The sequence below is a fragment of the Streptomyces avidinii genome, from assembly GCF_014650695.1.
Lineage (GTDB): Bacteria > Actinomycetota > Actinomycetes > Streptomycetales > Streptomycetaceae > Streptomyces > Streptomyces avidinii.
This window is the reverse complement of the sequence record NZ_BMVL01000022.1, coordinates 18,811-33,137: the sequence shown is the minus strand read 5'-3', so window position 1 is coordinate 33,137 and position 14,327 is coordinate 18,811. Positions and strand designations below refer to the sequence as shown.

1 pseudogene is annotated in these 14,327 nt (G+C 74.8%); it reads left to right on the top strand.

Features of this window, described 5'->3' with window-relative positions:
- Nucleotides 1-9: 9 nt before the first annotated feature.
- A pseudogene (locus tag IE257_RS35545) lies at nt 10-14,322 on the top strand (type I polyketide synthase); the annotation flags it as partial.
- Nucleotides 14,323-14,327: the final 5 nt, after the last annotated feature.

Sequence of the window (14,327 nt, the reverse complement as noted above, 5' to 3'; positions counted from 1 at the left end):
CCAGTGGCGACTGACGACAAGATCGTCGACTATCTCAAGCGGGTCACCGCAGACCTGAAGCGGACCCGACAGCGCGTACAGGAGCTGGAAGCAGACGCCTGCGAGCCCATCGCCGTCGTTTCGATGGCCTGCCGGTTCCCGGGCGGCATCGCCTCCCCCGAGGACCTGTGGGAGTTCGTCCACGGCGGCGGCGACGCCATCGCGGGGTTCCCCACGGACCGTGGCTGGCGGACCGACCAACTCCGCGGGAACTTCCGGCTGGCGGGCGGCTTCCTCACCGACCCCGGTGCGTTCGACGCCGGACTGTTCGGCATCTCCCCGCGCGAGGCGCTGGCGATGGACCCGCAGCAGCGGCTGCTGCTGGAGACCGCCTGGGAAGCCCTGGAGCGGGCGGGACTCGACCCCACCGCCCGGCGGGGCACAGAAGGCGGCGTCTTCATCGGCATGGCCGACCAGAAGTACGGGCCGCGTGACAGTGAACTGTTCGACGAGGTCAAGGGACTCGTTCTGACCGGAACGACCAGCAGCGTCGCCTCCGGCCGGATCTCGTACTCGCTCGGCCTGCAGGGGCCCGCGATGACCATCGACACCGCCTGCTCCTCCTCCCTGGTCGCCCTGCACCTCGCCGTGCGCGCCCTGCGCTCCGGTGAGTGCTCCTTCGCCCTGGTCGGCGGCGCCGCGGTGATGGCCGAGCCCAACCTGTTCGCCGAGGTGGCCGAACAGGGAGGCATGTCCGGCGACGGCCGCTGCAAGGCGTTCGCCTCGTCCGCCGACGGCACGGGCTGGGGCGAGGGCGTCGCCATGCTCATGCTCCAGCCGCTGTCCACCGCCCGGGAGCAGGGGCTGCCGATCCTGGCCACGGTCCGTGGCACCGCCGTCAACCAGGACGGTGCCTCCAACGGCCTGGCCGCCCCCAACGGTCCCGCCCAGCGCCGGGTCATCCGCAAGGCGCTCGCGGACGCCCAGCTCAGCACCGGACAGGTCGACGCGGTCGAGGCCCACGGCACCGGCACCCGTCTCGGCGACCCCATCGAGGCCCAGGCGCTCCTTGCCACCTACGGCCAGGACCGCCCCGGCGACGAACCGGTCTGGCTGGGATCCATCAAGTCCAACATCGGCCACACCCAGGCCGCAGGCGGCCTGGCCGGTGTCATCAAGATGGTGCAGGCGATGCGCCACGGCGTACTCCCGCCCACCCTGCACGTGGACGAGCTGACCCCCCAGGTCGACTGGGAGTCCGGCGCCGTCCGGGTACTGACGCAAGAGCAGCAGTGGCCGCAGACCGGCCGGCCGCGCCGGTCGGCCGTGTCCTCCTTCGGCATCAGCGGAACGAACGCGCACGTCATCCTCGAACACGACACGGCCGCGGCCGAGCCCGTTGACGCGGACGCCCCCGCGGACCCCTCGTCCGGCGCTCCCGTTCCCTGGGTGCTGTCGGCGGCGACCGCCGACGGCCTGAAGGCCCAGGCGCGACGCCTGCACCGCCACACCCAGGACACGCGCCCCGTGCCGGCCCTGGACACCGCCCAGTCCCTCGCCACCACCCGCGCCCAGCTCACGCACCGCGCGGTGCTGCTCGGCGACGGCCATGAGGAACTGGTGGCCGCGCTTGCCGCCCTCGGCGCCGGGGAGGTCCATCCCCGCGTCGTACGCGGCCGCTGTGCGCCGAGCGGCCCCCTCGCCTTCCTCTTCACCGGCCAGGGATCCCAGCGCGTGGGAGTCGGTCAGGAGCTGTACGACACCTTCCCCGTGTTCGCCCGGGCCTTCGACGAGGTGCGGGCCTCGCTCGACCCGCAACTGCCCTACTCGCTCGCCGACATCGTCGGCGGCCGGGTCGAGGACGGTCAACCGCTGATCCAGCAGGCCGGGTACACCCTCGCTGCCGTGTTCGCCCTGGAAGTAGCCCTGTTCCGGCTCGTCGAGCACGCCGGCGTGACCCCCGACTTCGTCCTCGGCCACTCCACCGGCGAGCTGGCCGCCGCCCACTGCGCGGGCGTGCTCTCGCTGGAGGACGCCTGCACGCTCGTCGCCGCCCGCGGCCGATTGCTGCAGACCCTGCGCACCGACGGCGCCATGGCCGCCGTACAGATGACCGAGGAGGAACTGACCGCAGTCGTCGCGGAGGTCGGCGTCGGCGACCGGGTCAGCCTCGCCGCCGTCAACGGGCCGCGTGCCGTGGTCCTCTCCGGGGACGCTGAGCCGGTCGAACGCGTCCGCGCCGTGTGCGAGGAGCGGGGGTACCGCACCCGCATGCTGCGCATCAGCCAGGCCGGGCACTCCGCCCACATGGAAGTGATGACGGAGGAGCTGCGCCGGATCGCCGAAGGCCTGGAGTACCACCGGCCCCACATCCCCATGGTGTCCAACCTGACCGGTGCGCCCTTCTCGCCCGAGGAGATCAGCTGGCCCGAGTACTGGGCCCGGCAGATCCGCGAGACGGTTCGCTTCCAGGACGGCGTCCGCTGGCTCGACGCCCAGGGCGTCACCGCCACCCTCGAACTCGGCCCCGGCGGTGCATTGACCGCCATGGCCCGCGACTGCCTCCAGGAAACCGGCCGCGAGGTCGCCATGGTGCCGGTGCTCCAGAGCCAGCGCTCCGAGGCCGACACCCTGCTGACCGCCCTGGCCGAACTGCACGTCCACGGTGTGGGCGTCGACTGGGGCGCGATGCTGGCGGCCCGGGGCGGCACCCGCCGTACCGACCTCCCCACCTACGCCTTCCAGCGCGAGCACTACTGGCTGCCCGCCACCCCCGTCACTCCCCGCACCCAAACCTCCGCCGCGACACCCGACGTCCTCAGGTACCGCGTCGGGTGGGCCCCCCACACCGGCTTCGACACCGGTGCGCGCCCCCGCCACCCCTGGCTGGTCCTCGCGCCCGAGGGTTCCGACGCCACCCTGGTGGCCGAGGCGCTCGGTGCGACGGCGACGCTGCCGGCCCACCGGGCCGGCGAGGACCGGACCGCCCTCGCCGAGCGGATCCGGGCCGCCCTTCCCGAGGGCCAGCCCCTCGGAGGAATCCTCACCCTGCCCTCGGGTACGGGTGCCGAGGCCCTCGAGGCCGCTCTCACCCTCCGGCAGGCCGTCGCGGACGCGGGCATCACCGCCCCCCTGTGGACGGCCACCCGCGCCGCGGTCTCCGTCGACACCGAGCCCGCGCCCGGAGCCGACCAGGCACCGTTGTGGGGCCTGGGCCGGCTTTCGCACGGAGCCGGGGGAGTCGTCGACCTCCCGGCAGAGCTTGACGCGCGTTCCGCACGCCTCCTCGCCGCGGTCCTCGCCGCCCCCGGCGACGCGGACGAGCTGGCCGTCCGCCCGGGCGGGGTGTTCGCCCGCCGGCTGCTGCCCGCCCTGCCGCCCCGCCGCAGCCGCACCCGGCTTCCCGGTGGGACCGTCCTCGTGACCGGTGACATCGCGGGCGTGACGCCCGAGCTGCTGGAGACCCTGGCCGAGGGCGGCGAACACACCGTCGTCCTGGCGCACCGCCCCGGCACACCGCTGCCCGCGGCCGGATCGGAACACCTGTACACGCTCATCGAGTGGGACCCCGCCGGTCCGGCCGACCCGGTCACGCCGCTCGGAGTGACCGGTGTCGTGCACCTCAGCGGCATCGACCCCGCCGGTCTGTCCACCGTGGAGGACGCCGACCCCGCCGCGCTGGCGCGAGCCGTCGAGGACCGGCTGCTGCCCGTGACGCGGCTGGAGGAACTGCTCGACGGCACGGAGCTCGACGCCTTCGTCCTGCTGTCCACCGTCGCCGGTACCTGGGGCGGGACCGAGGACGCCGTGCACACCCTCGCGCACGCCGCCCTCGAGTCGGTCGCCGAACGCCGCGTGCTCGCCGGCCGGCCTGCCACGTGTGTCGGATGGGGCCCCTGGGAGACATCCGGCACGGAGGATCTCCCCACCCTCCCCGGGCTGCTTCCCCTGGCTCCGGAACGGGCGCTGTCCGCCCTGGCCCAGGCCCTGGACGCGGACGAGCCCCTCTGCGCGATCGCCGACGTCGACTGGACCCTCTTCCACCCGGTCTTCACCGGACGGGGCCCGCGCCCGTTGGTGGCCGACCTGCCCGCCGTCCGCGCGCTGCCCGCCCCGGCCGCCGCTGCGGGCGAGGCCCGCCAGTCGGACGGTGGGCTCGACCTGCTCGGCCTGGTCCGCGCGCACGCCGCATCCGTCCTCGGCCACGCCTCCGGCGATGCCATCGACCCGCTGCTCCCCTTCCGCGACCTGGGCTTCGAGTCCCTGGCCGCCGTACGGTTCCGGGACCGTGTCGCCGCCGAGACCGGCCTGCGGCTGTCCGCGACGCTGGTCTTCGACCACCCCACCCCGGAAGCCGTCGCCGCGTACCTCCGCGCCGAACTCTCCGGAGTGGGCCAGGAGGAGGAAGAGACCGCGGCCGTGGTGCGCCACGACGACGACCCCGTCGTCATCGTCGGCATGGCCTGCCGCTACCCCGGCGACGTGCACGACCCCGAGGACCTGTGGGACCTGGTCCACTCCGGCCGGGAAGGCGTCGGCGACTTCCCCGCCGACCGCGGCTGGGACCTGGCCGGGCTGCGCCGCTCCGACCTGTCCATGAAGGGCGGATTCCTCTCCGACGCCGCGGACTTCGACGCGTCCTTCTTCGGCATATCCCCGCGCGAGGCGCTGGCGATGGACCCCCAGCAGCGGCTGCTGCTGGAAGTGTCCTGGGAAGCACTGGAAGGCGCGGGAATCGACCCCGCCACCCTGCGCGGCAGCCGGACCGGCGTCTTCGCCGGTGCCGCGGGCTCCGACTACGGCCAGGTGTTGGCCGGGGCGCCCGAGGCCGACGGCTACCTCTCCACCGGAACCGCGGCCAGCGTCGTGTCCGGCCGCGTCGCCTACACCCTCGGCCTGCACGGACCGGCCGTCACCGTCGACACCGCCTGCTCCTCCTCGCTGGTGGCCCTGCACATGGCCATCGGAGCCCTGCACAAGGGGGAGTGCGACCTCGCCCTGGCCACCGGCGTCTCGGTGATCTCGACCCCCGGCGCGTTCATCGACTTCGGCAAGCAGAACGGCCTGGCCGCGGACGGCCGCTGCAAGGCCTTCGCCGCCGCGGCCGACGGCACCAACTGGGCCGAGGGCGTCGGCGTCCTCCTCGTGGAGCGCCTCTCCGACGCCCGCCGCAACGGGCACCGCGTCCTCGCCACCGTCCGGGGCAGCGCGATCAACTCCGACGGCGCCTCCAACGGCCTCGCCGCCCCCAGTGGTCCGGCCCAGCAGCGGGTGATCCGCCAGGCGCTCTCCGCGGCCGGCCTGACCGCCGCGGACGTCGACGCCGTGGAGGCCCACGGCACCGGCACCACGCTCGGCGACCCGATCGAGGCCCAGGCCCTCCTGGCCACGTACGGGCGGAACCGCGAGGACGGCCACCCGCTGTGGCTGGGCTCGCTGAAGTCCAACATCGGGCACAGCGGCGCCGCCGCCGGCGTCGGCGGCGTGATCAAGATGGTGCAGGCGCTGCGCCGCGGCGTCCTGCCCCGGACGCTGCACGTGGACGAGCCCACCCCCGAGGTGGACTGGTCGGCCGGCGCCGTGGAACTGCTCACCGAGAACCGCGACTGGCCGGACACCGGCCGCCCCCGCCGGGCCGCCGTCTCGTCCTTCGGTGTCAGCGGCACCAACGCGCACGTCATCCTGGAACAGGGACCGCAGGATGCGGTCGCGGAGCCCCCCGCCGACTCCCCGGACGCAGACGCGACCCCGTTGCTCCTGTCCGCCCGTACCCCCGAGGCGCTGCGCGCCCGGGCGGCCCTGCTGGCCGAGCGGCTGGCGGAGCTGCAGGTCCCGGCCGACGCCGTCGGGCACGCGCTGCTCACCTCCCGCTCCGACTTCGAGCACCGTGCCGTCGTCCTCGGCGCCGGGTACGAAGAGCTCGCCGCCGGACTGCGGGCGACCGCGGCCGGTGAACCCGCCGACGGAACGGTCACCGGCGCGGTACGCCCCGCAGCCCGCGGCCCCGTCTTCGTCTTCCCCGGACAGGGCGGGCAGTGGCCGGGCATGGCCGCCGAACTCCTGGACACCGCACCGGCCTTCGCCGCCCGCTGGGCCGAGTGCGAGCGCGCGCTCACCCCGTACACCGGCTTCTCCATCACCGAGACCGTGCGCTCGGGCTCGGCGCTCGACGGGGTCGAGGTCGTCCAGCCCGTGCTGTTCGCCGTGATGGTCTCGCTGGCCGAACTGTGGCGCTCCTACGGAGTGGTACCGGCCGCCGTGGTCGGCCACTCCCAGGGCGAGATCGCCGCCGCCTGCGTGGCCGGGGCCCTGTCCCTGGACGACGCGGCCCGCGTCGTCACCCTGCGGGCCAAGGCGCTGTGCGCCCTCGCCGGCGACGGCGGCATGGTGTCGGTCGCCGTCCCGCGCACCGAGATCGAGCAGTGGCTGCCCCGCTGGGAGGGACGCGTGTCCCTCGCGGCCGTCAACGGTCCCTCCGCCATGGTCGTCTCCGGCGAGCCGGACGCCCTCGAGGAACTGATGGCGCACGCCCGGTCCCAGGACGTACGCGTCCGGCGCATCGACGTGGACTACGCCTCCCACTCGGCGCAGGTGGAACGCATCGAGGACGAGATCATGGCCGCACTCGGCCCGGTCCGCCCCGGCGCCGCACCCGTCCCGTTCTTCTCCACCGTCACCGCCCAGTGGCAGGACACCGCCGGACTCGACGCCGGCTACTGGTACCGCAACCTGCGCCGGCCGGTGCTGCTGGAACCGGCCGTCACCGCGCTGGTCGAGCAGGGCCACCACACGTTCGTGGAGGTCAGCCCGCACCCGGTGCTCGGCGGAGCGCTCACCGAGACCGCCGAACTGGCCGGCGTCGAACCGGTGGTCACCGGCACACTGCGCCGCGACGAGGGCGGCCTGACGCGCATGCGCACCGCCCTGGCCGAGCTGTGGACCACCGGGGCGTCCGTGGACTGGGCCCCCGCCTTCGAAGGCCACCACGGCACACCGGTGGAGCTCCCCACCTACCCCTTCCAGCGCACCCGTTACTGGCCGGCGCCCCGGGCGGCCGCCCAGGACCCGCAGGACGAGCGGTTCTGGCAGGCCGTCGAGGCGCAGGACCTGCCCGCCCTCGCCGGCACCCTCGGCCTGGCCGACGAACAGCCGCTGCGCGAGCTCGTGCCCGCCCTGTCCGCCTGGCGGCAGGGCCGCAAGGACCGGGCCCTGATCGAATCCTGGCGCTACCGCATCGAGTGGAAGCGGCTGCCCGACGCGCAGGGCTCCGCACTGCCCGGCACCTGGCTCCTGGTCGTACCGGCCGGCGCCGGGGACGACACGGTGGTCACCGACACCGTCCGCGCCCTGCGCGAGCGGGCCGGCGAGCTCCTCGTCCTGGCCGTGGACGCCGGATCCGACGAGGCCGCGCTGGCCGCCGCGATCCGCGGCGTGCTCGGCGACGCCACCCCGGCCGGAGTCGTCTCGCTCACCGGCACGGACACCTCGGCGCACCCGCTGGAGGCCGTCGTGCCCGCCGGGCTGGCCCTCAGCCTCGCCCTGCTCCGCGCGCTCGGCACCAACGGCATCCAGGCCCCGCTGTGGTACCTGACCAACGGAGCCGTCGCCACCGCCGACGACGCCGGACCGGCCCGCCCCGAGCAGGCCGGACTCTGGGCCCTCGGCCGGGTCGCCGCGCTGGAGTCCCCGCACACCTGGGGCGGTGTCGTCGACCTCCCGGACACCGTCGACGAGCGGACGGCCGACCGTCTGGTGGCCGTCCTCACCGGGACGGACGGCGAGGACCAGATCGCACTGCGTCCCTCCGGCACCTTCGGTCGCAGGATCGTCCGCGCCGTCCCCGCCCCCGCCGCCCCCGGCGCGGGCTGGCAGCCGCGCGGCACCGTCCTGGTGACCGGCGGCACCGGCGCCCTCGGCGGACGGGTCGCCCGCTGGCTGGCCCGCGAAGGCGCCGAGCACATCGTCCTCACCAGCCGCAGCGGCGCCCGCGCACCCGGCGCGGACGAACTGGCCGCCGAACTGACCGCGGCCGGTACCAGGGTCACCCTGATCTCCTGTGACCTCGGAGATCCCGCCCAGGTGGCCGAGATGGTCGCCCACGCCCAGCGCGACGGCGACCGCATCGGCGCCGTGGTGCACACCGCGGGCGCCGGCGGCCTCGGCCCGCTGGCCGACGCCGGGGTCGAGGACCTCGCCGAGGCGCTCGCCGCCAAGGTCACCGGCATCGCCAACCTGGAAGCGGCACTGGACCCCGAACAACTCGACGCGGTCGTCTACTTCTCCTCCATCAGCGCCTCCTGGGGCGCCGGCGGCCACGGCGTCTACGCAGCGGCGAACGGGGTGCTCGACGCACGCGCCGAAGCACGCCGCGCCGCCGGCGTGCCCACCCTGTCCATCGCCTGGGCCCCGTGGGCCGGCGGCGGCATGGCCGACGACCCGGTGTTCGAGACCCTTCCCCGCAAGGGGCTGCCGCTCATCGACCCCGACCTGGGCATTTCCGCCCTCGCCGAGGTCCTCGCCCAGGGCGAGTCCTCGGTGCTGCTGGTCGATGTGGACTGGGCACGGTTCGTCCCGCAGTTCACCTTCGAACGCCGCAGCCGTCTGCTGGACGAGCTGCCCGAGGCCCGGACCGAGACGGACGCGGAAGAGAGCGCCCCGGACGAAGCGGGCACCCCGCTCGCCCAGAGGCTGGCCGGGCTCACCGGTCCGCAGCGCACCGCCGCCCTGCGCGAGGTGGTGCGCGAGCACGCCGCCGCCGTCCTCGGTCACGACGACGCACAGGCCGTCGACCCGGCCCGCGCGCTCAAGGAGCTCGGCTTCGACTCGCTGACCGCGGTCGAGCTGCGCAACCGGCTGAGCACCGTCACCGGGCTGAAACTGCCCGCCACCCTGGTCTTCGACCACCCCAACGCCATCGAGCTGGCCGGCTTCCTGGCCCAGCGGATGGGCGGCGACGCCGTCGCACAGGGAGTCCCGGCGACCACCGTCGTGCGGGTCGACCAGGACGACCCGATCGCCATCGTCTCGATGGCCTGCCGCTACCCCGGCGGGATCGCCTCCGCCGAGGACCTGTGGCGGGCCGTGCGCGACGAGGCCGACCTCATCACGCCCTTCCCCACCGACCGCGGCTGGCCCTTGGACCGGCTCATGGACTCCGACCCGGACCGGGCCGGCGCCAGCTACGTCGATCAGGGCGGATTCCTGCACACCGCCGGCAACTTCGACCCGGGCTTCTTCGGCATCTCGCCGCGTGAGGCTCAGGCCATGGACCCGCAGCACCGGCTGCTCCTGGAGTCCTCCTGGGAGACGCTGGAACGCGCCGGTATCGACCCCGCCGCCCTGCGCGGCAGCCGCACCGGCGTGTACGTGGGCCTGACCGACCAGGCCTACGGCACCCGCCTGCGCGGCTCCACGGACGGCATGGAGGGCTTCCTCGTCACCGCCTCGGCCAATGTCGCCTCGGGCCGGATCTCCTACTCCCTCGGATTCGAGGGCCCCGCGCTCACCGTCGACACCGCCTGCTCCTCCTCGCTGGTCGCGCTGCACCTCGCAGCCCAGGCCCTGCGCAACGGCGAGTGCGACCTGGCGATGGCGGGCGGCGCCACCGTGATGCCCGACCCGACCTCGTTCGTCGCGTTCAGCCGGCAGCGCGGACTGGCCGCCAACGGCCGCTGCAAGCCGTTCGCGGCCGCCGCCGACGGGTTCTCCCTCGGCGAGGGCGCCGGAGTGCTCCTCCTGGAGCGGCTCTCCGACGCCCGCCGCAACGGCCACCCCGTACTCGCGGTGGTCCGCGGCTCCGCGGTCAACCAGGACGGCGCCTCCAACGGCATCACCGCGCCCAACGGCCCCGCCCAGCAGCGGGTCATCCGCCAGGCGCTGGTCAACGCCGACCTGCCCTCCTCGGCCGTCGACGCGATCGAGGCCCACGGCACCGGCACCACCCTCGGCGACCCCATCGAGGCCCAGGCCCTGCTGGCCACCTACGGCCAGGACCGGCCCGCGGACCGGCCGCTCTACCTCGGCTCGGTGAAGTCCAACATCGGGCACAGCCAGGCCGCAGCCGGTGTGGCCGGGGTCATCAAGATGGTCGAGGCGATGCGGCACGGAGTGCTCCCGCGCAGCCTGCACGTGGACGCCCCCAGCCCGCACGTGGACTGGACGGCCGGAGCGGTGGAACTGCTCGCCGAGGCCCGGGACTGGCCCGAGACCGGCGAGCCGCGCCGGGCGGGTGTCTCCGCCTTCGGGATCAGCGGCACCAACGCCCACGTGATCCTGGAGCAGGCACCGGACGGCGACACCGCCGTGGTCGAGGGCGATCCGCGGACCGCGGAGCCGGGAACACCCGTCCCCGTCGTCCTCTCCGCGCGGACCCGCGAGGCCCTCGGCGGCCAGGCCGCCCGCCTGGCCGAGCGACTCGGCCAGGACCCGGCCGCCGTCACCGACCTCGCCTACTCGCTGGCGACGACCCGCACCGTCCTGGACCACGCGGCCGTCGTCGTCGCCGCCGACACGGAGGAACTGCGCGGCGCCCTCGCCGACCTGTCCTCCGGGGCGGCCACCGAGGAACGCGCCGACGGCGGACTGGCCTTCCTGTTCACCGGACAGGGATCCCAGCGCGCCGGCATGGGCCGCGAGCTGTACGCGGCCTTCCCGCACTTCGCCGAAGCCTTCGACGAGGTGTGCGCGGAGCTGGACCGCCACCTGCCCCGCCCACTGCGCACGGTCGTGTTCGCGGAACCCGGCTCGCCCGAGGCCGCGCTGCTCGACCAGACCCTCTACACGCAGACGGCCCTGTTCGCCGTGGAGAGCGCCCTGTTCCGACTGCTCACGCACTGGGGCGTCCGGCCCGACGCGCTGCTCGGCCACTCCATCGGTGAGCTCGTCGCCGCACACGCGGCCGGCGTCTGGTCGACCGCAGACGCGGCACGGGTGGTCACCGCCCGCGCCCGGCTGATGCAGGAACTGCCCGAGGGAGGGGCGATGCTGTCCGTCGCCGCCTCCGAGGCGCAGGTGTCCGAACTCCTCGGCGCGACCACGGAACTGGCTGTCGCCGCCGTCAACGGCCCCGCCTCCGTGGTGCTCTCCGGCACCGAGGCCGCCGTCACCGAGGCGGACACCCGCCTGGCCGCGGCGGGGCTGCGCACCAAGCGGCTCACCGTGAGCCACGCCTTCCACTCGCCGCTGATGGAGCCGATGCTCGCCGCGTACGAGCAGGAACTGGCGCAGGTGACCTTCGGGGAGCCCGCCCTGCCCGTCGTCTCCAACGTCACCGGTCTCACCGCCACCGCCGAGGAACTGCGCGACCCCGCCTACTGGGTGCGCCAGGTCCGGCACGCCGTCCGCTTCGCCGACGGGGTGCGCACGCTGCTCGACGACGGCGTGACCACCTTCCTGGAACTGGGCCCCGACGGCGTACTGACCGCCATGGCCCAGGAGTCGGCGGCCGCGACGGCGGCCGGCATCGCCACCCAGCGCAGGGAGCGGGACCAGGTACGGACCCTGCTCACCGCACTCGGCCGGACGCACGTCCGTACCGGACGGGTCGACTGGGCCGCCTTCTTCGAGGGCACGGGCGCCCGCCGGGTGGAACTGCCCACCTACGCCTTCCAGCACCGGCGCTACTGGATCGACGCCCCGACCGGCGGAGCCGACGCGCTGGCCGGCGCCGGGCTGGCCGGCACCGGGCACCCGCTGCTCACCGCGGCCGCACCGCTGCCCCAGACGGGCGGGTTCCTCTTCAGTGGAGCCCTGCCCCGGGACGCCGCCGACCGGGACCTTCCCGCCGGCGAGGTCCTGGACCTGGTGCTGTGGGCGGGCGACCGGCTCGGTTGCGACCGGATCGCCGGTCTGGACCTGAGCACCGCCGTCGCCCGGCCGGGCGCGCCGCTGCAACTCGCGGTGGCCGGCCCCGACGAGGACGGCAGGCGCGCCTTCACCCTCCACACCGGACCCGCCGACGGCCCGCAGGAGCAGTGGGAGCGCATCGCCACCGGCGTGCTCGGCGGCGAAACGGCCCCGACCGGGTCCGATCCGGAGGTGTGGCCGCCGGCCGACGCCGAGCCGGACGCCCAGGACGCGGTGTGGCGCCGTGAGGGCGAGCTGTTCGCCGAACTGGTGCTGACCGACGAAGAGGCGGCCGACGCCGACCGCTTCGGACTGCACCCGGCGCTGCTGACCGCTCTGACCGGTCTCGTGACCGAACTGGCCGGGGAGCCCGTCCACTTCGACGGCGTGTCCCGGTACGCCACCGGCGCCACCGCGCTGCGCGTCCGGCTGACCCGGACCGGCACCGACACGGTCGCCGTCCGGCTCACCGACCCCGAGGGCGCACCCGTCCTCACGGTCGACCGGATCGCCGTGCGGGAGGGCACCGCGACGGTGGCCCCGGCAGGGATCCCCGGCACGGACTCGCTCTACCGGCTGACCTGGACGCCCGCCCCGCAGACGGACCCCGGCCAGGCCACCCCCGTCTGGGCGGTCGTCGGCGACGACCCGCACGACCTGGCCAAGGCCCTCGCCAACACCCAGGGCGGAGAGGTGCAGACCTACCCGGACCTCGCCGCGCTGGCCGAGGCCTCCGACCGCACGGCCGGCCCCGACCTGGTCGTCCTCACCGTCGACACGGCCCCCGGCGAACTGCTCGATTCCGTACGGCACACGACCCACCGCACGCTGGCCCTGTCCATGGACGTCCTGGCGGACGCCCGCCTGACCGGAACCCGCACGGTGTTCGTCACCAGGGCCGCCGCGGCGACCGACGACGGTGCCTCCGTGGACCCGGCCCAGGCGGCGGCCCGGGGCCTGCTGCTCTCGGCCCAGGCCGAACACCCTGAGCGGTTCGTGCTCGTCGACCTGGGCGACCGGGACGACGACGCGGACCTCCTCGCCGCGGCCGTGGCACACGCGACGGCCGCCGTCGAGCCGCAGCTCGCGATCCGCGCCGGGGACGTGCTCGTGCCCCGGCTGGCCCCGGTCACCGAACAGCGGCCGGACATCCCCGCCGCACCGGCGGGCGGCCACGGCACGGTGCTGGTCACCGGCGCGACCGGCGGCATCGGCACCGAGATCGTGCGGCACCTGGCCACCGGACACGGCGTACGCCGGCTCCTGCTGCTCAGCAGGAAGGGTCCGCAGGACCCGCGTGCCGCCGAACTGGCGGCACTGCTCGCCGAGTCGGGCGCCGAGGCGACCTTCGTGTCCTGCGACGCCGCTGACCGCGCGGCCCTGGCCGCCGTCCTCGCGGACGTTCCGGCGGAGCACCCCGTCACCGCCGTGGTGCACATCGCCGGCGTCGTCGACGACGGCGTACTGACCACGCTGACGCCCGAGCGGGTGGACACCGTACTGCGGCCCAAGGCCGATGCGGCGCTCAACCTGCACGAGCTGACCGCGGACCTGGGCCTGTCCCACTTCGTGCTCTTCTCCTCCGGCGTCGGCACCTTCGGAGGCGCAGGCCAGGCCAACTACGCTGCGGCCAACGCGTTCCTGGACGCGCTCGCCCACCGCCGCCGGGAGGCCGGCCTGCCCGCCACCTCGCTGGCGTGGGGCCTGTGGGAGACCACCTCCGGCATGGCGGCCAACCTGTCCGACGGCGACCGGCGCCGCATGGCGCAGGCAGGCGTCCTGGCCTTCACCCCCGAGCAGGGCGCCGCCCTGTTCGACCGGGCCTGGGCCTCCGGCGCGGCCACCCTGGTGCCGATGCGCCTGGACCTGGCCGTCCTGCGGAAGAAGGCGGGCGACGGGTCCCTCCCGGCCCCGTTCCGCAGTCTCGTCCGGACCCCGCTGCGCCGGGCCTCCGGAGCCGCTGCCGCGGCGCCCGCCCAGACCCTCGCCCAGCAGCTGGCCGCCCAGTCCGAGAGCGGTCGGCAGAGCATGCTGCTGGAGCTGATCCAGCAGCAGGTGGCGCGCGTCCTCGACTACGGCTCCGACGTCGCACTCGACCCCAGGCGTCCCTTCCGGGAGCTCGGATTCGACTCCCTCACCGCCGTGGAACTGCGCAACGGGCTGATCGCGGCCACCGGCGTCCAACTCTCCGCCGCACTGGTCTTCGACTACCCGACCGCGAACGCGCTCGCCGAGCACCTGCAGAACAAGATCCTGCGGTCGGTCGCCGGGGCACCGCTGCCGGTACTGACCCAGCTCGACCACCTCGAGGCCGCACTCGCGGCCTCACCCCCGGACAACGCCACCCGCGAACAGATCGCCACCCGGCTGCGCGGCCTGGCCGCCGCCTGGAACGGCCGCGAGGACGAAACGTCCGAGGGCGACATCACCAGCAAGCTCGATTCCGCGACGGATGAAGAGCTCTTCGACTTCATCAACGCGGAATTCGGAAAGGACTGAGCCGG